Genomic DNA, 18874 nt, shown 5'->3' with positions numbered 1-18874 from the left:
GGTACTTCTTGCGTCTGATCTGGGCTCAGAGCCGTCCGGTCACTTCGGTGGCATCCGGATGCCGCCGTCGACGCGGATCGTCTCGCCGTTCATGTAGTCGTTGGTCAGGCACTCCACGACCATGCTCGCCAGCTCCTCGGGCACACCGAGACGGTGCGGGAACAGCACGCTCTCGCCGAGCTTGGCCTTGAACGCCTCCGACTCCGGACCCTCGCCGTAGATCGGGGTGTCGATCAGGCCGGGGGCGACGGTGTTGACCCGGATCCCGACCGCGGCGAGGTCGCGCGCGAGCGGGAGGGTGAGGCCGACGACGCCGCCCTTGGACGAGGAGTACGACACCTGCCCGATCTGGCCGTCGAAGGCCGCCACGCTGGCCAGGTTGACGATGGCTCCGCGCTGTCCGTTGCTGTCGGGCTCGTTGCGGCTGATGTAGGTCGCCGCCTGGCGGCACATGTCGAAGGTGCCGATCAGGTTGATCGCGATGACCTTCTTGTACGCGTCCAGGTCGTGCGCCGACCCGATCTGACCGTCCCGCCCGATGGTGCGCTGCGCCCATCCGATCCCGGCCGAGTTGACCACCGCCTTCAGCGGGGCGATCTCCACAGCCCGCTCCACGGCGTTGGTGATCTGGTCGGTGTCGGTCACGTCAACGGGCACGAACAGCCCCTTGATCTCCTCCGCCAGGGCCTCGCCCTTGTCCTTCTGCATGTCCGCGACGATCACCGTCGCACCCTTGGCCGCCAGCGCCCGGGCCGTCGCCGCCCCGATTCCGCTGGCCGCACCCGTCACGATCGCTGTGCTATCAGTCAACTCCATGGGCAGCACCCTAGACGTGACCACCCTCACGATGGTGAATACCCGTTAACCATCTCACCGAGACGTCACGCACGTCGGGCGAAACGTCACGTACGTCGGGCGAGACGTCACGTACGTCGGGCGAAACGTCACGGCATGACGTCTCGGCCGACCTAACTGACGCCTCGGCCGACCTAGGTGACGTCTCGGCGGGGGCTGGTCAGAGGGTGGTGGTGCCTTCGGCCACCAGCACGGCGGGTCCGGCGAGGAGGACACGGTCGTCGGTCGTCCAGGTGACGTGAAGGGTTCCACCGGGGACGTCTACGCGGTACGTCACATCAGCATCGCGCGCGACGGCGAGACCGTCAGCCTCCGCCGCCGCGACCATCACCGCGCAGGCACCGGTGCCGCAGGAGCGGGTCTCACCCGCGCCGCGCTCGAAGACGCGCATGGCGACGTGGCGCTCGGCGACGCGTACGAAGAACTCGACGTTCACACCGTGCGGGTAGACCGCCTCGTCGAAGATCGGGGAGTCGTAGAGGTCGCCGACGGGACCGTGGGGGTCGAGCGACTCGACCTCGGCGGCGGCGTGCGGGTTGCCCATGTCGACGTTGCAGGCCGGCCAGAAGTGGTGGGCGACGGTGACCTGGGTCGACCCGAGCAGCTTGGGCGAGCCCAGGTCGGCGGTCCACACGTCCCCGGACGCGCGCAGCGTCTTGTCGCCCGCGCGGGTGGCGAAGGTGACTTCGTCACCGGCGAGCCCGGCAGCGCGCAGGTATTCCGCGAAGACCCGGGTGCCGTTGCCGCACATCTCCGCAACGGTGCCGTCGGCGTTGCGGTAGTCCATGAACCACTCGGCCTCGCTCGCCGGCCGATCGGAGCCTGAGTAGGCGGCGGTCCGGATCACCCGCAGGATCCCGTCGGCGCCGAGGCCGGCCCGCCGGTCGCACAGCGCCCGGACCCGATCGGCCATCTCCGCGTCGGAGAGCGCGCCGTGCACCGAGCCGTCGAGGTCCGGCAGCAGCACGAAGTCGTTCTCCGTACCGTGCCCCTTCACATATGTGTAGGTCATCAGTAGAGGAACTTCGAGTAGGTGTCGGTGCGGTAGTAGTCCTCCATCTCCGCCAGCGTACGCGGGTCGTTCTCGACCTGCTTGGCGATGACGGCGCGCTTGGGGAGGTGGTCGGGGTCCCAGGTCTCCGGGTCCCACAGGCCGGAGCGCAGGAAGGCCTTCGCGCAGTGGAAGAAGATGTCGTCGATGTCGACGACCAGGGCGAGGATCGGCCGCTTGTCCTTCACTGCCAACTCGTCGAAGAACGGCGCGTCGGAGACCAGTCGCGCGCGCCCGTTGATCCGCAGCGTGTCACCACGGCCAGGGATCAGGAAGTTGAGTCCGACGTGCGGGTTGGCGAGCACGTTGCGGTAGCCGTCGACGCGCTTGTTGCCCGGTCGCTCCGCGATCGCGATGGTCTTGTCGTCGATGACGTGCACCAGCGACCCGGCCGGGTCCCCCTTGGGCGAGGCGTCGCAGTTCCCGGACTCGTCCGAGGTCGCCAGCACGCAGAACGGCGTCGCCGCGAGCCACTCCCGGTCGATGTCGAGGAGCGCCGGGCGCCCCTTGGTGACGGCCCGCTCGTGCGGGGTGCCGACCAGGTCGACGAGCTGCTCGAGGGTGCTGATCTCAGTCCAGGTAGGGGTCACGGCCCAAGGGTACGAGGCATGGGCACCGGCGCCGAATCAATTCACCGTCGGCTCAGACCGACGGCATCTCGCCACGGCGGACCCGCAGCCACTCGATCGGGTCGCCGTGGTCCACCTCGACTCCGGCCATCCGGAGCATCGCCCGGGCCAGCAGGCGCCGATGGGCCGCGTACGTCAGGATGTGGGCGACCACCGACCCCATCTGGAAGCTCTCCGGTGGCTCGCACAGGGCGTCAACGAGCCGATCCTCCCAGCCTCCGCGGCGCTCGATGTCGCGTACGACGGTGAGCCACCGCTCCGCGACCGCGTCGTGACGCTCGGCCAGCGTGGCGATCGGGCCGGGCCCGCGACGGACCGGCATCGAGAGCCCCTCGATGGAGGCCACCCAGCACTCCTTGGACCACACCGTGGCCTCCAGGACCTGGATGATCGACTCCTCCGGCCCGTCCCACGTCAGGACCTCGTGACCCGGCATCCGGACCCCGGTGAGGACCTCCTCGGGCAGGTCCTCGACCTGGTCGAGCAGCGCCTTGGTGTCGTCGAGGTCGTGCATCACCAGCTGCTCGGTCAGCGGCGACAGCACCCGTTCCTGGGAGTCGACCCACAGCGACTCCGGCGGGTGGAAGTGGATGCCGTTCGGCGCCGGCAGCCAATGGCTCGCCGCGCCCGTGCTCGGCGGGTGACCGAAGGCCTTCGCGTACGCCCGTGAGAACCCCTCCACCGACTCGTACCCCGCGGCCCAGGCGGCATCGGTCACCGTACGGCCGTGCTTCAGCTGCCACGCGGCCCGCTCCAGCATCACCCGCCGCCGCATCGCCACCGGTGGCTCGCCCGCACCCCGGGAGAGCAGCCGGTTGAAGTGGTAGGGCGAGGTGTAGGCGTCCCCCGCCATCTGCGCCAGCGTGCGCGGCTCGCCGTCGTCGGCACCGTCGAGCACGACGTCGAGCAACTCCCGCAGACGGTCGCGTTCGTCGTTGGTCACAGTCCCACCACCCGGATCGCCGCCACGGCCTTCTCGAGCCGCGCCGGGTCATCATATGAGACCCACACGACCCGCGGATCCTTGCGGAACCAGGCATCCTGTCGCCGAGCGAACTGCCGGGTCTTGATGGCGGTCCGCTCCTTGGCGTCCGCCAGCTTCATCTCTCCGGAGAGGTACGCGGCGACCTCCTGATAGCCGATCGCCTTGGCCGCGGTCCGCGAGCGTCCCAGCCCCGCGTCCAGGAGCCGAGCCACCTCGTCGACGAACCCGGCCTCGAACATCTCCGTGACGCGTTGCCGGATGCGTACGTCCAGCGCTTCTCGGGAGATGTCGACGCCGATCTGGATGGAGGCGGGGTCGTGGTAGACCTGCTCGGGCAGACGCGCACTGAACGGCTCGCCGGTCAGCTCGATGACCTCCAGCGCGCGTACGACGCGGCGCCCGTTGTCGATCTCGATCCGCTCGGCCGCGACCGGGTCCAGGGCACGCAGACGGTCGTGAAGTGCCTTCTCACCTGCGGTCTCGAGCTCCCTCTCCAGGCGTTCCCGGATCTCGTTCGAGGTCCCGGGGAAGTCGAACCGGTCCAGGATCGCGCGCGTGTAGAGAGCGCTGCCGCCAACCAGAACCGGCGTCCTCCCAGCCTCCCGGAGCGTCGCGATCTGATCGCGAGCCAGCCTCTGGAAGTCTGCGACGGAGGCCGGCTCAGCGATGTCGAGGAGGTCGAGCAGGTGGTGCGGGATCCCTCTTCGCTCGGCGATCGGAAGCTTCGCCGTACCGACGTCCATCCCGCGGTAGACCTGCATCGCGTCGGTGTTGATGATCTCGCCACCGAGCGTCTCGGCGAGGTCCAGGGAGAGCGTGGTCTTCCCCGCTGCGGTGGCACCGACGACAGCCACGATGGGAATACCCGGCAGGGTAGAAGATCCCAATTCGGATAGCCCGAACGACCTATCCGGGTCGCGTGTCCCCCTGTTGCTGCCGTACTCCATGTGACTAGTCTGGCCGCAAGTTGGCTCAAACGGGGAGCCACCGATCCAGAGGGGGAAGTATGAGCTTCTTGGACAAGGCGAAAGATCTCGCCCAGCAGGGCATGGACAAGATCGGCGGCGCCGACAAGGTGAACGAGGGCCTGGACAAGGCCGGCGAGCTCGCCGACGAGAAGACCGGCGGCAAGTTCACCGACCACATCGACCAGGGCGTCGAGACTGCGAAGAACGAGGCAGAGAAGCTGGACGGCGGCAACAACAGCGCCAACTGAGCCTTTCGGCAACGCGAGGCGGGGAGTGACCCAGACCGGGTTGCTCCCCGCCTCGCGTTTCGACGTTCTACAGCAACCAGACATTTTGCGTGGGTTTTCCGAAACACTGTTACGGACATGTTGCCAACGGTGCCATTACATGGAACGGTCGAGACGTCTCATTCTCATGCCCCTACCGAGGGGCAGCCGGGGGGCGGAGCCTGCGACGCATGCTCCGATTCCGGTCCAATCACAACTACTCGGAAGTGTGGACCAATATGTCTGAGAACTACGGCAACAGCGACGAGCAGCAGAACTACGGCCAGGAGGGCAACCAGGAGGGCGGCTTCGGCGGCCAGGAGTCCAACGAGGGTTCCTCCTACGGCCAGCAGTCCTCCAACGAGGGCAGCTTCGGCGGCTCCGAGGGTGGCCAGAGCGAGGGCGGCCAGGCCGAGGGCGGCCAGAGCGAGGGCGGCTTCGGCGGCGAGCAGTCCGAGAGCTCGTCCTACGGCTCCGAGGGCGGCCAGAGCGAGGGCAGCTTCGGCGGCTCCGAGGGCGGCCAGAACGAGGGCGGCCAGGCCGAGGGTGGCCAGAGCGAGGGCAGCTTCGGCGGCTCTGAAGGCGGCCAGAGCGAGGGCAGCGAGCAGTCGGGGGACTCGAGCCAGAGCGGCTTCGCCGGCCAGGAGTCCAACGAGGGCTCCTCCTACGGCGCCCCCTTCGGCTCCGAGGGCGGCCAGAACGAGGGCGGCCAGAACGAGGGCGGCCAGAACGAGGGCGGCCAGGAGCAGTCCGAGGGTTCGTCGTACGGCTCGAACGAGGGCTCGAACGAGGGCTCGAACGAAGGCGGCTTCGGCGGCGAGCAGGGCGAGTCGCAGTACTGATTCAGCTCTGCTGATCGCACAGATCGAGCGCCGGGTCCACACGGGACCCGGCGCTCGACGCGTTTCACAGCCAGCTGATCAAGCAGAGATCAGGCGCGGTACGCCACCCACCCGTCGATCATGCGCTGCACCTGACCCGGCGTGAACTCGTCCATGCACGCGTCCTCGGTGTAGTCCATGAAGTTGTGGATCGGGTCGAGGCCCGGAGCCGTGCAGGTGTCGGATCCCTCCGGGCAGCCGAAGGCGGGCGCCGCCTCGGCCGGGGTGTCGGCCACCTGGTCGCCCTTGCCGCGACAGCCACCCTGGAAGGTGTGGTAGAGGTGCAGCCAGTGGCCGACCTCGTGGGTGGCGGTGTCGCCCTCGTCGTACGGCGCCGCCGAGCCGCCCGGGAGCGACTCACCGAGGATCACCACGCCGTCCTGCGTCCCGATGTTCTTGGTCGGGAAGGTCGCCCAGCCGAGCAGGCCGTCGTCGATCTCGCCGATGTAGACGTTGAGGGCGTTGGCGCCGCCCTGGCGCAGTGTCGACTTCATCTCCCGCTCACCGGTCGAGCCGGAGATGATCGGATACCAGGCCGGGTTGATCGTGGCCTCCTGGCCGGCGACCTCGAAGGAGAACGGCGTGCCGGCGTACGCCGCGTTGAGCACGTCGATCTGAGCGTCGATGTTGGCCTGCGGGACGGCACCGGTGGTGGCGTCCTCCTGGATCACGTGGATGTAGGTCGGGATGGTCGTCGGCCCGAGGTTGGCGTTGCCGCCCTTCTTCCCCTTCGCGGCCAGCGCCCCGGAGAGCGCCTTCTCCTTGGCCGCGGCCTGCTTCGCGGTCAGGTGGTTCGTGTCGCGGACCTGCTTGGCCCCTTCGGCGACACGGGCCGCACCGGCCTCGTGCGGGTCGAAGCACTCACCGCCTGCTCCGGCCGCCTGCATCGCGCCCGCGGGCGCTGCTGCTGCCAGGCCTGACGCGACGAGCACTCCGAGCGCGCCCATCGCCACTGCTCTGTTGACCAGCTTGGGAATCGACATGGGGTAATCCCTTCCTGAGACAAGTTGCCTCAGGCTAGAGCAGAAATACCCTCGCCGGGAACGGCGCTACGGATAATTTGCTGTTGGGGTAACCGGATTCCGGACGATCAGCTGCAGGCCGGAGCGGCCGGCAACGGAGCGGGAACGCCGACAGCTGGCATGCCCAGCCCGACCGACGCGGTCTCGGCCTCGGGCCGGCCCTGGCGCGCTTCCCAGGCGTCGCCGGAGCGAGTGCGGCGCACCTCGAGCACGGGGTTGTCGGCGACCAGGTGGTGCGGGGCCGCGTAGGTGATCTCGACCTTCACCACGTCGCCGGGACGTACACCCTCGGCCCCGGTGGCGTTGAAGTGCACGAGCCGGTTGTCGGGAGCGCGACCGGAGAGCCGGTGGGTCTCGGCGTCCTTGCGGCCCTCCCCCTCGGCGACCATCAGCTCGAGCGTACGTCCGACGTTCTTCTTGTTCTCCTCGTGCGCGATCTCGTTGACGAGGTCGACGAGGCGCTGGTAGCGGTCCTTGACCACCGCGGGAGAGATCTGGTCGGGGAGATCGGCGGCCGGGGTGCCGGGGCGCTTGGAGTATTGGAACGTGAAGGCAGAGGAGAACCGCGACTCGCGCACCACGTCGAGGGTGCCCTGGAAGTCCTCCTCGGTCTCCCCCGGGAAGCCGACGATGATGTCGGTGGTGATCGCCGCGTCCGGGATCGCTGCCCGGACGCGCTCGATGATGCCGAGGAACTTGGTGGACCGGTAGGAGCGCCGCATCGCCTTCAGCACCCGGTCGGAGCCGGACTGCAGCGGCATGTGCAGCGACGGCATCACGTTCGGCGTCTCGGCCATCACCTCGATGACGTCGTCGGTGAACTCGGCCGGGTGCGGGCTGGTGAACCGGACCCGCTCCAGCCCCTCGATCTCGCCGCACGCCCGCAGCAGCTTCGAGAAGGCCTGCCGGTCGCCGAACTCGACGCCATAGGCGTTGACGTTCTGTCCCAGCAGGGTCACCTCGGTGACTCCCTCGGCGACCAGCGCCTCGATCTCGGCGAGGATCTCGCCCGGTCGCCGGTCCTTCTCCTTGCCCCTCAATGCGGGGACGATGCAGAAGGTGCAGGTGTTGTTGCAGCCCACGCTGATCGACACCCAGGCGGCATAGGCGGACTCGCGCTTGGTCGGCAGCGTGGACGGGAAGACCTCGAGCGACTCCAGGATCTCGACCTGCGCCTCTTCCTGGACCCGGGCCCGCTCTAGCAGCACCGGCAGCGAGCCGATGTTGTGCGTCCCGAACACCACGTCGACGTACGGCGCCTTCTCGGTGATCGTGGCCCGGTCCTTCTGGGCGAGGCAGCCGCCGACCGCGATCTGGAGATCCGGGTTGGCCTGCTTGATCGGAGCCAGGTGGGAGAGGTTTCCGTAGAGCTTGTTGTCTGCGTTCTCGCGGACCGCGCAGGTGTTGAAGACGACCACGTCGGCCTGCTCGCCCGCGGTCACCTTCAGATAGCCGGCATCCTCCAGCAGCCCGGAGAGGCGCTCGGAGTCGTGGACGTTCATCTGGCAGCCGTAGGTGCGGACTTCGTACGTACGGGCCGATGCGGAGCTCGAGGCGGTGGACACGGTCATAGCGTCTTCAAGAGTACGGCGATGTGGTCCAACGGCAGGAAATCCCGACCAGTTATCTGCTTGTAACCGATACCGGGGACCAATTCATGGATGTGCAATGCAGGATGTGGTTAGGTCTGCGGCATGACCGTGCTTGACACAGAACCCACCAGCGCACCTTCGGGAGACGCCTTGGTGGTGCTCGACCACGTCGACAAGCACTACGGCGACCTGCACGTTCTTCAGGACATCAACCTGGAGATCAAGCGTGGCGAGGTCGTCGTGGTGATCGGGCCGTCGGGCTCGGGGAAGTCGACCCTCTGCCGCGCGATCAACCGGCTGGAGACGATCGACTCCGGGACGATCACGCTCGACGGCAAGGAGCTGCCCGCGGAGGGCAAGGGCCTGGCCAAGCTGCGCGCCGAGGTCGGGATGGTCTTCCAGAGCTTCAACCTCTTTGCCCACAAGACGATCCTGCAGAACGTCACGCTGGGCCCGATGAAGGTGCGCAAGCTCAAGAAGGCCGAGGCAGAGGCCGAGGCGAAGAAGCTGCTCGACCGCGTCGGCGTGGGTGTCCAGGCCGCGAAGTATCCCGCGCAGCTCTCCGGCGGCCAGCAGCAGCGCGTCGCGATCGCACGGGCGCTGGCGATGAGGCCCCAGGTGATGCTCTTCGACGAGCCCACCTCCGCGCTCGACCCGGAGATGGTCCAGGAGGTCCTGGACGTCATGGTCAGTCTCGCCAAGGACGGCATGACCATGATCGTGGTGACCCACGAGATGGGCTTCGCGCGCAAGGCTGCCGACCGGGTGGTCTTCATGGCCGACGGGCAGATCGTCGAGTCGAACACGCCGAGCGAGTTCTTCGACAACCCGCAGTCCGATCGCGCCAAGGACTTCCTCGGCAAGATCCTCAAGCACTGAACGTACGTCTCGGGTGAGCCGTTCGGCTCGCGAACCCAGCACCGCACCAAACCATTGAGATTCCAGAAGGTGGAAACGATGAAGTTCAAGAAGATCGCCGCGGCCGTAGGCGCCCTCGCGCTCGCCGGCTCGCTCGCCGCCTGTGGTGGCGGCGACGACTCCGGCTCCGACGCCGGCGGCGACAAGATCAAGATCGGCATCAAGTTCGACCAGCCGGGGCTCGGCTTCAAGGAGGCCGACGGCTCGTACTCCGGCTTCGACGTCGACATGGCGACCTACATCGCCGAGGGCCTCGGCTACGAGGGTGACCAGATCCAGTTCGTCGAGGCCGTCTCCGCCAACCGCGAGACCTTCCTCAAGGACGGCAGCGTCGACATGATCCTGGCGACCTACTCGATCACCGACGAGCGCAAGGCCGATGTCGACTTCGCCGGGCCTTACTACGTCGCTGGGCAGGACATCCTGGTCGCCGCCGACAACACCGACATCACGGGCCCCAAGGACCTCGACGGCAAGAAGCTCTGCTCCGTCACCGGCTCCACGCCGGCGGAGAACATCAAGGAGAACTACGCCAAGGGCGTCCAGCTGCAGGAGTTCGACACCTACAGCAAGTGCGTCACCGCGATCGAGGGCGGCCAGCTCGACGCGATGACCACCGATGACATCATCCTGGCGGGCTACGCCCAGCAGGACCCGGGCAAGTTCAAGATCGTCGGCGCGCCGTTCTCCGAGGAGAACTACGGCGTGGGCCTGCCCAAGGGCAGCGAGGACCGCGACAAGATCAACGACCTGATCGAGCAGTCCTTCGAGGACGGCGCTTGGGAGAAGGCGTTCAACGACAACCTGGGTGAGTCCGGCTACAAGCTGCCGGAGCCGCCGACCGTCGACCGCTACTGAGCTTCTCTGGTCGAGCTTGCCGAGACCGTCCCTCGAGGGCGGCTCGGCGAGCTCGACCACACGTACGTCTTCAAGAAAGTTCTTGGAAGGACCAATGGACCTCATCTCCGAGAGCGGGTCAATCATCCTGACCTCGTTCGGGCTGACCCTGAGACTCGCCTTCTTCAGCGGGATCTTCTCCCTGCTGCTCGGCGTTGTGCTCGCGATCTTCCGGGTCTCGCCCGTGCCGGTGCTGCGGTGGGTGGGAGCCGCAGTCGTCTACACGTTCCGCAACACCCCGCTGACGCTGGTGATGTTCTTCGCGCTGTTCGGGCTGAGCTACCAGCTCGGGCTGAGCTTCGACGAGGATCTGATCTGGCGAAACGCGTTCTGGCTGGCCGTGCTCGCTCTCAGCGTCTACACCTCGACCTTCGTGTGCGAGGTGCTCCGTTCGGGCATCAACACGGTGCCGCTCGGGCAGGCCGAGGCGGCGCGCGCGATCGGGCTGACCTTCACCCAGAACCTCCGCCTGGTGGTGCTTCCCCAGGCTCTGCGGTCGGTGATCAACCCGCTGGCCAGCGTCATCATCGCGATGACGAAGAACACCACCGTCGCGGTCACCATCGGCGTCACCACCGCATCCATGGTCAACGAGGCCTCCGGTCAGATGAAGACGCTCATGGAGAAGAACTCCGACCAGATCCTGCTGATCTTCATCATCTTCGCGGTCGGCTTCATGATCCTCACCCTGCCCATCGGCTTCTTCGCGGGCTGGGCGTCCAAGCGATTCGCGGTGGCCCGATGAGCGCCTCTGTTCTCTATGACGCCCCCGGTCCGCGCGCCAAGGCGCTCAACTGGGTCTACTCGGCGGTCGCCCTCGCGGTCGTCGTCTGGGTGGCGTGGATCGTCTACTCCAAGTTCGACGAGACCGGCCAGTGGGACGCCGAGAAGTGGAAGCCGTTCCTCGAGGCGCCTGTGTGGGAGAACTTCCTGATTCCCGGGATCCTCGGCACGCTCAGCGCCTTCGCGGTCGGCTCGGTGCTCGCTCTGGCCTTCGGGTTCGTCTTCGCCGTCGGCAGGATGTCGACCCACAAGATCGTCAGCATTCCCAGTGCCGTGGTCGTGGAGTTCTTCCGCTCGATCCCGATGCTGCTGCTGATGATGTTCATCTACTTCTCTCAGAGCGGCATGTTCGGTCTGCAGTCGGACGTCTTCTGGGCCGTTGTCATCGGCCTGACGCTCTACAACGGCTCCGTGCTCGCCGAGATCATCCGCGCCGGCGTACACGCCCTCCCGAAGGGGCAGAGCGAGGCCGGCTTCGCGATCGGGCTCTCCCAGGGGCAGGTCATGCGCTCGATCCTGCTCCCGCAGGCGGTGCGCTCGATGCTGCCCGCGATCATCGCCCAGCTGGTCGTGCTGCTCAAGGACACCGCGCTCGGCTACATCCTGGCTTATGACGAGCTGCTCAACCAGATCAACAAGATCGACGGGAACTTCAACAACCTGATCCCGGCCGCGATCGTGGTGGCGCTCCTCTACATCGTCATGAACACCATCCTGGGTCTGGTGGCGAACTTCGTCGAGGCACGTACGCGGCGGGTGGCCCATACCGCAGGACCGGTGGGCACGACGCAGGATCCGGCGGTTCAGACCGCCACGGCCGCCGGCATGCCGGGTGGAACCGCCTGACGTCGGAGCGCAACAACGGCCCGCCGCCCTTCGGGGCTGCGGGCCGTTGCGTACCTGCTCTTACTTCTTCTTCAGGGTCACCCAGAGGTCGATGGTGCCCTCGATGACGACTGTGCCGTCCTCGCGGATGCCCTTGACGCGCACCGCGAGGTCACCGTCGGCGGTGTCCCACTGCTCTTGGTCGGTCTCCGCGATGCAGGTGATGTCGCTGGAGGCCTTGGCCGTGTAGGAGACGGTCATCCCCTTGGGGATCCAGCGCTTGTCGCGAGGGATGGTGACCTCCGCAAGGGCACCCATGGCCATCTCGAGACCGTTGCACAGCGCGATGGCGTGCACGGTCCCGATGTGGTTGTGGTTGCCCTTGCGGTTGGGCACGATGACCTCGGCGTAGTTGGGCCGCAGCTGGTTGACCAGCGGGTGGATGGACCCGAAGTACGGCGCCTTCTTCGCGAATGCGACCGAGAATGCTCGCTTGCCGACAACCGGAACTCGGTTGAAGGACTTCCAGAGGTCGTAGAGCTGGCTCATGGCAGTCAGGTTACCCGAGGGTAACCTCCTCCCCTCTCCTGGCCCGAGATCAGGAGAGGGAGAGGAAGACCTTCTCGAGCTCCTCGATCTCCTCGGGGCGATCCCCGTCGGCGTGCGCGCGGCGCAGCTCGTTGGAGAGGAGCGCGAAAGCTGCCTTGTCGAGAGCCCGGGTGACTGCCTTGAGCTGGCCGACCACATCAGCGAGCTCGCGGCCGTCTTCGATCATGCGGAGCACGCCACCGAGCTGGCCTTGAGCCCTACGGACTCGATTGACCACGCTCGTCGTCTCCGCGTCCCGAGGCTGGGGGACGGTCACGTCGTCAGTCAAAGTCTTGCCTTCCATCGTTTCTGGCATCGTTCCTGCATCGTTGTTGTATCCCCCGGGGGACAACGGTCCAGACCAGTGGGCGTTACGGCTCTTTTTTGCTCGATTCCGGTTTTCGCCCACGCGCCAACGAAGATCGTGCTAGCCGTCGAGCGGCCACACGATCTCGACACGGTTGCCGAACGGATCTCGGACGTGGAAGCGCTGGAAGTCATCGGCGTTGTGGCGCTGGCTCCAGTCGACGTCGAAGCCGAGTCGCGCCAGCCTCGCGCCGATCGCCTCCAGCTCCGCCTCCGTGCCGACCGCAAGGGCGGGATGGGCCTTCACCTGCGGCCGGTGCGGATCCTCGACACCGAGGTGGACCTAGGCTCCGCCGGGCGAACGGAACCAGGCGCCGCCGCGCTTGGCCAGCTCGGCGGGTTTCGGCACCTCGGTCAGACCGAGTCCGTCTGCATAGAAGGTCCTGGCCTCGTCTTCACGCCCAGAGGGCATGCCGACCTGCACGTGATGGATCCGCATCACGCCTCCAGCCTGCGGGCGACCACGAAGACGCGGCGGAACGGGAGCAGGACGAAACCGTTTCCTACGGAATCGTCTCGCACCGGATAGGCCTGTGCCAGACGGTTCCTGAGCTCCTCGGCGAACGACTCGAAGAGACCGGCCTCCTCGAGCACGGCAGCCGTGGGCCGCAGGCTCGTTCCGGCGATCCAGGTGAAGACCGGGTCCTCGCCGGTCAGTACGTGGAGGTACGTCGTCTCCCAGGCATCGACCTCGAAACCCTCCTTCACCAGCGCGTCCAGGTAGACAGCCGGGTCGTGGGACCCGGGCGCCCCGAGATGGCGGGTGTGATCGGCGTACGGCGCTTCGGCGGCCAGCTCTTCACGAAGCCGGTGGCTGGGCTCGTCGAAGTTGCCGGGAACCTGGAAGGCGAGCCAGCCGCGGTCGCTCACAGCACGGGAGAGCGCCGGCAGCAGGTCCAGATGGCCCGGGACCCACTGGAGGGTGGCGTTGGAGAGGAGTACGTCGACGGACCCGGGCGCCGCCGAGTCGGCCCAGTCCCGCAGATCCGCCACCGCGAAGTCGACGCCGTCGACACTCGCGCGGGCCTTGTCGATCATCGCGGAGCTGGAGTCCAGTCCGACCACACGCGCCTGCGGCCAACGCTCGGCCACGAGAGCGGTCAGGTTGCCCGGACCACAGCCGAGGTCGACGACGGTCTTCGGCCGGTCCGCGCCGACCCGGCGAAGGAGGTCGACGAACGGCCGAGCCCTCTCCTCCGAGTAGGTCAGATAGCGCTCGGGATCCCATGCGGTCATGGCGTACGTCCTCTCAATTTCTCTTGATATCAAGATATCCAGATCGTCCTCCCGACTTGTCTCGATGTCAAGATTCTCGATGAGGTGAACTTGGGCTACGCTCACGCCATGCGCGACGAAGTCGACGACCTGAGCGAGGCCTGGGCACACGAGCGGCCCGACCTCGATCTGGGTCCCGTCGAGATCTTCTCGCGTCTGTCCCGGCTCTCCCGCCACCTCGACCTCGCGCGACGCGACGCGTTCTCGGGCTCCGGGATCGAGTCCTGGGAGTTCGACGTGCTCGCCGCGCTGCGCCGGGCTGGCGATCCTTACGAGCTCTCCCCCGGCCGACTGCTGCGCGAGACCCTGGTGACCAGCGGGACCATGACCAACCGCGTCGACCGGCTGGCCGCCCGCGGCCTCGTCGAGCGGCTGCCGGACCCGGCGGACCGGCGGGGCGTGCTCGTCCGACTCACCCCGGAAGGCAAGGCCACCGTCGACAGCGCCTTCGAGGCGCTGCTCGCGGCCGAGCGAGAGTTCCTCGCCGGCCTCTCCGACGACCAACAGAGCCAGCTCACCGATCTGCTGCGCCGGCTGCTGGTCCCGTTCGCAGGCTGACCGCGGATCCGCGGGCAGCGCACCGAACGCGCACCGAACGCGTGTAACACGCTGTTCGTAGGACTATCCGGTCGTTCTAAAAGGCGAGTAGTCCTACGAACAGCGTGTTACAGCTTCGCGAGCCGCCACCAAGGCACGCTCCAGACCAGCGCTACTCCAGCCCCTCGGCGGCTTCGAGCCACTCCATCTCGAGCTCGTCCTTCTCGGCAGAGAGCTTGTTCAGCTCGGCGCTGAGCTCGGCGAGCCGGGTGTAGTCGTTGACCGCCTCGGCCATCGCGAGCTCGAGCTTCTGCTGCTGCTCGGCGATCCGCTCGAGCTGCTTGTCGATCCGGGCGATGACCTTCTTCGCGGCCCGCTCCTCCGCAGAGCCGGCCTTGGCCTTCGACGAGCCGGCCGTCTCGCCCTGCGGGGCCGACGCCTCGGTCCGCGAGGCCGACCCGCCGGCGGGGATCGGGAGGCGGCGCTCGAGGTACTCGTCGACGCCACGCGGGAGCATGGAGATCTGGCCGTCGCCGAGGAGGGCCCAGACGGAGTCGGTGACGCGCTCGAGGAAGTAGCGGTCGTGGGAGACGACGATCAGGGTGCCGGGCCAGGCGTCGAGGAAGTCCTCGAGCACGTTGAGCGTGTCGATGTCGAGGTCGTTGGTCGGCTCGTCGAGCAGCAGGACGTTGGGCTCGGTGAGCAGCAGGCGGAGGAGCTGGAAGCGGCGGCGCTCGCCGCCGGAGAGGTCGCCGATACGGGTGACCAGCTTGTCGCCGGTGAAGCCGAAGCGCTCGAGCATCGAGGTCGCGGAGAGCTCCTGGCCGTCGATGGTCTTGGTGACACGCTTGATCGACTCGACCATGGGAAGGACTCGCGCCTCCGGGTCGAGGTCGTCGAGCTGCTGGGTCAGGTGCTGGAGCGCGATGGTGCGGCCGTGGCGTACCTTCCCCACCGCCGGCGGGAGCGAGCCGTCGAGCAGCGACAGCACCGAGGTCTTGCCGGCGCCGTTGACGCCGACGATGCCGATCCGGTCCCCCGGGCCGATGCGCCAGGTGGCGTGCGACAGCAGCTGTCGCTCACCACGGAAGAGGTCGACGTCCTCGACATCGATGACGTCCTTGCCGAGCCGCTGGGCGGCGAACTTCTGCAGCTCGAAACGGTCGCGCGGCGGCGGCACGTCCTCGATGAGCTGGTTGGCGGCGTCGATGCGGAACTTCGGCTTCGACGTACGCGCCGGAGCACCGCGACGCAGCCAGGCCAGCTCCTTGCGGACCAGGTTCTGGCGGCGTACCTCGGAGGCGGCGGCCTGACGAGACCGCTCCGCCTTGGCGAGGACGAAGGCGGCATAGCCACCCTCGTAGGCGTCGACCTGGCCGTCATGGACCTCCCAGGTGAACTGACACACGGCATCGAGGAACCAGCGGTCGTGGGTGACCACGACGAGAGCAGAAGCGCGCTGGGCCAGGTGGGAGGCGAGCCAGGCCACGGCCTCGACGTCGAGGTGGTTGGTGGGCTCGTCGAGGACGATCATGTCGTGGTCCCCGAGAAGCAGCTCGGCCAGCGCACAGCGACGGCGCTCGCCACCGGAGAGGCCCACGACGGCACGGTCCAGGTCGATCCCGGCCAGGAGCTGCTCCACGATCTCGCGGAGCACGGGGACGCCTGCCCACTCATGGTCGGAGCGCCCGCCGAGCACGGCCTCCCGCACGCTGTGGGAGTCTATGAGCTGGTCGCCCTGGTGCAGGAACCCCACCAGCAGACCGCGCTGGCGCGAGACCCGGCCGGAGTCGGGCTCCTCCAGACCGGTCATCACCTGCAGCAGTGTCGTCTTCCCGTCACCGTTGCGGCCGACGATGCCGATCCGCTCGCCGGCGTTGATGCCGAGGGAGACGTCGTCGAGGAGGGGCCGGATGCCGTACGCCTTGGAGACGTGCTCGAGGTTGAGGAGGTTCGCCATATCACCTCCATTGTCCCCGAGGCCGGCGAGGCAGCCACCATCGCGGCGGCCATCCAGCGGCACGCGAGGCGGACGAGGAGCCCCTGACCTGCCTAGACTCCGTGCAATGGTCGAGAAGTCGCTCCGCGAGCACACCACCGGCTCGCGTCAGATGATCCTCGAAGCCGCGCTCCGACTGGCCGCCGAGCGCGGCTACGTCGGCACGACGATGGCGCTGGTCCGGCGCGCCACCGGCCTCCCGCCCTCCTCGCTCTACTGGCACTTCTCCAACAAGGACCAGCTTCTCGCCGAGGCGCTCGAGCACGGCTACTCCTCCTGGCGGCGCGTCGTCCCGCGATGGGAGCCGCTCCCCACCGGCGGCGACCTCCGCGACGGGCTGCTGGCCAACCTGCGGCGTACGACCTCGGACACCCACGACGCAAAGACCGACTGGTGGCGGATGGGCCTGATGCTCGCCCTCGAGTCCGGGCCGACGGTCGGCGACGGCCCACGGGAGCGCTTCCTCCGGATCCGCACTCAGACACTGGCCGACTTCGAGCTGTGGTGGTCCGAGGCTGTCGGCCTTCCGCCCGCACACACCGAGATCCTCGCCCGCCTGACCTTGGCCGCCCACGACGGTCTCTTCATCCACACCCAGACCGATGCGTACGCCGAACTCGACTCGCTCCGGCGACGGCTCGCCGACGGCCTGGCCGAGGTCGCGATCCACCTCGGGAAGAACCCAGCCGCGACTCCCGTGGCCATGGACCTGCCGCCGGCGACGTACGAGGCCAAGAGCACCAGCCGCGAGAAGCTCGTCGCGGCAGCGCTGGAGGTCGCCGCGGAGAGTGGCTACGAGGGCGCCTCGATCAGCCGGATCTGTGCCGCGGCGGGACTTCCGGCCTCGTCGGTCTACTGGCACTTCGCGAACAAGGACGATCTGTTCTCGGCCGCGGTCGACGACTCCTACCGCGCCTGGAGCCGGACGCAGTCCTCGCGGCAGGCACCGAGCCCGGGCATCGACTGGGCCACCGAGCTGCCCCGGATGCTGACACCTCTGGTGGCCAGCCTCCGCCGGCTGCCCCCGTTCCTGCGGATCGGCCTGATGCTGGTGCTTCCGAAGCGGCCCGAGCCGCTGCCGGGCCGGGACCGGTTCCTAGCCGTACGCCGCCAGTCCCGGGAGGACTTCGCCGGCTGGTTCCGTGGGGCGCTCGGCGACGACGGCGCCGAACATGCCGACGAGATGGCCGTGCTACTGCTCGTGATCGCCGACGGACTTCTCTTCGCCGAAGCCCTCGAAAGCGCCGACATGCCACCGGTCACGACCTCAGATCTGCTGGCGCGACTGATCGCGGCGACGCCGTTTCCTACACAGATAAGTCACTGACGCACTACCTTGGATCCACAGACGATCCACGATGCTAACGGCCGGAAACGTATCGAACTACGTGCCGTGTCATCTATTTCCGCAGGTCAGGAATGAGATTTATTCAACATTTTCGCCACAACCTCCGGAACGATCGTTACAGTGACTGCTGTCACAGGAGAGTTGGCGGCGCCAGATCCCCCTTCGTGGTGCCTCCGTCTCAATTAAGGAGATCCCCCATGAGCGTCACTGCTATCCCCACCCTGGCTAGTCAGCACGACCATGAAGGTGCCCCGAGGACGACCTCCCCGGCGACCCCGTCTGCGACGAAGGCCCTCCAGATCCTGGAGGCATTTCTCGGAGCCGGCCCGAAGCTCGGTGTCAGCGAGATCGCGCGCACCGCAGGGCTGCCCAAGTCCACCGCCTTCCGTCTCCTGCGCCATCTCGAGCAGAGCGGATACGTCGAGCGCACCGGCCGGCACTACGTGCTGGGCCGGCGGTTGTTCGAGCTCGGCAACGCGGTGCAGATCTGTCGTCCGCAGGGCATCCGGGAGACCGCGATGCCGCATCTGGCCGAGCTCTACGTGGCGACCGGCAAGACCGTCCACCTCGCCATCCTCGAGGGCACCGACATCGTCTTCCTGGAGAAGATCGCCGGTCGCGGCGGCATCCAGCCGGATACCTACGTGGGCGGGCGAGCACCCGCCGCCTGCTCCGCGCTCGGCAAGGCGATCCTCTCCTTCAGCGACCGCGACCACATCGCGGCCGTGCTCGAGTCCGGCCTGGTGAGGCGCACCCGACACTCGCACGCCGACCCGGCGAAGTTCCTCGCCGAGCTCCGCCGTGCCAACAGCGAGCGGATCGCCTTCGACCGCGAGGAGGCCCAGGTCGGCATCGTCTGCGCCGCGGTCCCCATCATGATCGAGGGCCGAGCGATCGCCGCCGTCTCCGTCTCCGGCAGCGCCACCGGGTTCAACGCCGCAAGCATCACCCGCCACCTGCGCCGCGCCGCCGCGGCGATCTCCGACGAGGTCGTCTCCAGCGCGGCCTGACCCGCCGAGGCGTCACGTACGTCGGCCGAAACGTCACTCAGGTCGGCCGAGATGGCTCGGCGCTGCCATCTCGGCCGAC

At 67.6% G+C, this 18874-nt stretch carries 21 protein-coding genes and 1 pseudogene; 9 read left to right on the top strand and 13 right to left on the bottom strand.

Annotation, left to right across the window (positions count from 1 at the left end):
- Positions 1-39: 39 nt before the first annotated feature.
- From BJ988_RS28300 to miaA, 5 genes are all read right to left on the bottom strand, one after another.
- Positions 40-816, bottom strand: a complete 777-nt coding sequence (locus BJ988_RS28300) for an SDR family NAD(P)-dependent oxidoreductase (RefSeq protein ID WP_179661129.1) — start codon at positions 814-816, stop codon at positions 40-42.
- A 199-nt stretch (positions 817-1015) separates the two neighbouring features.
- Positions 1016-1867 (bottom strand): diaminopimelate epimerase, encoded by an 852-nt coding sequence (gene dapF / locus BJ988_RS28295; protein ID WP_179661128.1) that lies wholly within the window; start codon positions 1865-1867, stop codon positions 1016-1018.
- Positions 1867-2496, bottom strand: a complete 630-nt coding sequence (locus BJ988_RS28290; protein ID WP_179661127.1) for an MSMEG_1061 family FMN-dependent PPOX-type flavoprotein — start codon at positions 2494-2496, stop codon at positions 1867-1869. The genes dapF and BJ988_RS28290 overlap by 1 nt, the downstream gene beginning before the upstream one ends.
- Positions 2497-2548: 52 nt before the next feature.
- Positions 2549-3478, bottom strand: a complete 930-nt coding sequence (locus BJ988_RS28285) for a helix-turn-helix domain-containing protein (RefSeq protein ID WP_179661126.1) — start codon at positions 3476-3478, stop codon at positions 2549-2551.
- Positions 3475-4374: a tRNA (adenosine(37)-N6)-dimethylallyltransferase MiaA gene (miaA, locus tag BJ988_RS28280; protein WP_343051818.1), complete on the bottom strand. Its 900-nt coding sequence runs from the start codon at positions 4372-4374 to the stop codon at positions 3475-3477. Before miaA ends, BJ988_RS28285 begins: the two co-directional genes overlap by 4 nt.
- A 152-nt stretch (positions 4375-4526) precedes the next feature.
- Here miaA and BJ988_RS28275 point away from each other — a divergent pair, with 152 nt between their 5' ends.
- Together BJ988_RS28275 and BJ988_RS28270 are read left to right on the top strand one after the other, a co-directional pair.
- The gene (locus BJ988_RS28275) at positions 4527-4736 is read left to right on the top strand and encodes an antitoxin (RefSeq protein WP_179661125.1); all 210 of its coding nucleotides are present in this window, start codon (positions 4527-4529) and stop codon (positions 4734-4736) included.
- A gap of 257 nt (positions 4737-4993) precedes the next feature.
- Complete coding sequence (locus tag BJ988_RS28270) at positions 4994-5596, top strand: hypothetical protein (RefSeq protein ID WP_179661124.1); 603 nt, start codon at positions 4994-4996, stop codon at positions 5594-5596.
- 89 nt (positions 5597-5685) lie between these two features.
- On the opposite strand, the gene BJ988_RS28265 is transcribed toward BJ988_RS28270, so the two are convergent.
- Positions 5686-6618: a zinc metalloprotease gene (locus BJ988_RS28265; protein ID WP_179661123.1), complete on the bottom strand. Its 933-nt coding sequence runs from the start codon at positions 6616-6618 to the stop codon at positions 5686-5688.
- A gap of 107 nt (positions 6619-6725) precedes the next feature.
- Positions 6726-8228 carry a tRNA (N6-isopentenyl adenosine(37)-C2)-methylthiotransferase MiaB gene (miaB, locus tag BJ988_RS28260; protein ID WP_179661122.1) on the bottom strand — a complete coding sequence of 501 codons (1503 nt, stop codon included), beginning with the start codon at positions 8226-8228 and terminating at the stop codon, positions 6726-6728.
- A 123-nt stretch (positions 8229-8351) separates the two neighbouring features.
- Between miaB and BJ988_RS28255 the strand changes: the two genes are divergently transcribed.
- The 4 genes from BJ988_RS28255 (at position 8352) to BJ988_RS28240 (ending at position 11693) form a co-directional block, all read left to right on the top strand.
- Complete coding sequence (locus tag BJ988_RS28255; protein ID WP_425490898.1) at positions 8352-9128, top strand: amino acid ABC transporter ATP-binding protein; 777 nt, start codon at positions 8352-8354, stop codon at positions 9126-9128.
- 78 nt (positions 9129-9206) lie between these two features.
- A complete protein-coding gene (locus tag BJ988_RS28250) occupies positions 9207-10025 on the top strand; it encodes a glutamate ABC transporter substrate-binding protein (protein WP_179661121.1) in 819 nt (272 codons plus the stop codon).
- Between the two features lie 94 nt (positions 10026-10119).
- Entirely contained in the window at positions 10120-10809 is a 690-nt protein-coding gene (locus BJ988_RS28245; RefSeq protein WP_179661120.1) for an amino acid ABC transporter permease, read from the top strand.
- Complete coding sequence (locus tag BJ988_RS28240; protein ID WP_179661119.1) at positions 10806-11693, top strand: amino acid ABC transporter permease; 888 nt, start codon at positions 10806-10808, stop codon at positions 11691-11693. Before BJ988_RS28245 ends, BJ988_RS28240 begins: the two co-directional genes overlap by 4 nt.
- Before the next feature lie 60 nt (positions 11694-11753).
- Here the strand turns inward: BJ988_RS28240 and BJ988_RS28235 are convergent, their stop codons facing one another.
- The 5 genes and pseudogenes from BJ988_RS28235 to BJ988_RS28220 form a co-directional block, all read right to left on the bottom strand.
- On the bottom strand, positions 11754-12221 hold the full coding sequence (locus BJ988_RS28235) for a hotdog fold domain-containing protein (RefSeq protein WP_179661118.1): 468 nt from the start codon (positions 12219-12221) through the stop codon (positions 11754-11756).
- Positions 12222-12270: 49 nt separating this feature from the next.
- Positions 12271-12537, bottom strand: a complete 267-nt coding sequence (locus tag BJ988_RS28230; protein ID WP_179661117.1) for a metal-sensitive transcriptional regulator — start codon at positions 12535-12537, stop codon at positions 12271-12273.
- 150 nt (positions 12538-12687) lie between these two features.
- Positions 12688-12879: pseudogene (locus BJ988_RS30790) on the bottom strand (VOC family protein); the annotation flags it as partial.
- A gap of 30 nt (positions 12880-12909) precedes the next feature.
- Complete coding sequence (locus tag BJ988_RS30785) at positions 12910-13065, bottom strand: VOC family protein (protein WP_246321597.1); 156 nt, start codon at positions 13063-13065, stop codon at positions 12910-12912.
- On the bottom strand, positions 13065-13862 hold the full coding sequence (locus BJ988_RS28220) for a methyltransferase domain-containing protein (protein ID WP_179661116.1): 798 nt from the start codon (positions 13860-13862) through the stop codon (positions 13065-13067). Before BJ988_RS28220 ends, BJ988_RS30785 begins: the two co-directional genes overlap by 1 nt.
- 108 nt (positions 13863-13970) lie before the next feature.
- On the opposite strand from BJ988_RS28220, the gene BJ988_RS28215 reads away from it, so the two are divergent.
- On the top strand, positions 13971-14459 hold the full coding sequence (locus tag BJ988_RS28215; RefSeq protein ID WP_179661115.1) for a MarR family winged helix-turn-helix transcriptional regulator: 489 nt from the start codon (positions 13971-13973) through the stop codon (positions 14457-14459).
- Positions 14460-14610: 151 nt separating this feature from the next.
- Here the strand turns inward: BJ988_RS28215 and BJ988_RS28210 are convergent, their stop codons facing one another.
- Positions 14611-16398 (bottom strand): ABC-F family ATP-binding cassette domain-containing protein, encoded by a 1788-nt coding sequence (locus BJ988_RS28210; protein ID WP_179661114.1) that lies wholly within the window; start codon positions 16396-16398, stop codon positions 14611-14613.
- A 106-nt stretch (positions 16399-16504) separates the two neighbouring features.
- On the opposite strand from BJ988_RS28210, the gene BJ988_RS28205 reads away from it, so the two are divergent.
- Positions 16505-17764: a TetR/AcrR family transcriptional regulator gene (locus BJ988_RS28205; RefSeq protein WP_179661113.1), complete on the top strand. Its 1260-nt coding sequence runs from the start codon at positions 16505-16507 to the stop codon at positions 17762-17764.
- Between the two features lie 218 nt (positions 17765-17982).
- The gene (locus BJ988_RS28200) at positions 17983-18795 is read left to right on the top strand and encodes an IclR family transcriptional regulator (RefSeq protein ID WP_179661112.1); all 813 of its coding nucleotides are present in this window, start codon (positions 17983-17985) and stop codon (positions 18793-18795) included.
- Positions 18796-18874: the final 79 nt, after the last annotated feature.

Origin of the sequence: Nocardioides panzhihuensis (genome assembly GCF_013408335.1) — a bacterium.
GTDB lineage: Bacteria > Actinomycetota > Actinomycetes > Propionibacteriales > Nocardioidaceae > Nocardioides > Nocardioides panzhihuensis.
The sequence above is the reverse complement of the archived record's forward strand: the minus strand, read 5'-3'. Positions and strand labels throughout refer to the sequence as shown.

Excerpts from the sequence above, each read along its gene's own strand:
- BJ988_RS28300 (WP_179661129.1), bottom strand. The coding sequence starts at position 816 with ATGGAGTTGACTGATAGCACAGCGATCGTGACGGGTGCGGCCAGCGGA.
- BJ988_RS28220 (WP_179661116.1), bottom strand. The coding sequence starts at position 13,862 with ATGACCGCATGGGATCCCGAGCGCTATCTGACCTACTCGGAGGAGAGG.
- BJ988_RS28270 (WP_179661124.1), top strand. The coding sequence starts at position 4,994 with ATGTCTGAGAACTACGGCAACAGCGACGAGCAGCAGAACTACGGCCAG.
- dapF (WP_179661128.1), bottom strand. The coding sequence starts at position 1,867 with ATGACCTACACATATGTGAAGGGGCACGGTACGGAGAACGACTTCGTG.
- BJ988_RS28235 (WP_179661118.1), bottom strand. The coding sequence starts at position 12,221 with ATGAGCCAGCTCTACGACCTCTGGAAGTCCTTCAACCGAGTTCCGGTT.
- miaB (WP_179661122.1), bottom strand. The coding sequence starts at position 8,228 with ATGACCGTGTCCACCGCCTCGAGCTCCGCATCGGCCCGTACGTACGAA.
- BJ988_RS28265 (WP_179661123.1), bottom strand. The coding sequence starts at position 6,618 with ATGTCGATTCCCAAGCTGGTCAACAGAGCAGTGGCGATGGGCGCGCTC.
- BJ988_RS28210 (WP_179661114.1), bottom strand. The coding sequence starts at position 16,398 with ATGGCGAACCTCCTCAACCTCGAGCACGTCTCCAAGGCGTACGGCATC.
- BJ988_RS28275 (WP_179661125.1), top strand. The coding sequence starts at position 4,527 with ATGAGCTTCTTGGACAAGGCGAAAGATCTCGCCCAGCAGGGCATGGAC.
- BJ988_RS28200 (WP_179661112.1), top strand. The coding sequence starts at position 17,983 with ATGAGCGTCACTGCTATCCCCACCCTGGCTAGTCAGCACGACCATGAA.
- BJ988_RS28240 (WP_179661119.1), top strand. The coding sequence starts at position 10,806 with ATGAGCGCCTCTGTTCTCTATGACGCCCCCGGTCCGCGCGCCAAGGCG.
- BJ988_RS28250 (WP_179661121.1), top strand. The coding sequence starts at position 9,207 with ATGAAGTTCAAGAAGATCGCCGCGGCCGTAGGCGCCCTCGCGCTCGCC.
- BJ988_RS28205 (WP_179661113.1), top strand. The coding sequence starts at position 16,505 with ATGGTCGAGAAGTCGCTCCGCGAGCACACCACCGGCTCGCGTCAGATG.
- BJ988_RS28215 (WP_179661115.1), top strand. The coding sequence starts at position 13,971 with ATGCGCGACGAAGTCGACGACCTGAGCGAGGCCTGGGCACACGAGCGG.
- BJ988_RS30785 (WP_246321597.1), bottom strand. The coding sequence starts at position 13,065 with ATGCGGATCCATCACGTGCAGGTCGGCATGCCCTCTGGGCGTGAAGAC.
- BJ988_RS28255 (WP_425490898.1), top strand. The coding sequence starts at position 8,352 with ATGACCGTGCTTGACACAGAACCCACCAGCGCACCTTCGGGAGACGCC.
- BJ988_RS28245 (WP_179661120.1), top strand. The coding sequence starts at position 10,120 with ATGGACCTCATCTCCGAGAGCGGGTCAATCATCCTGACCTCGTTCGGG.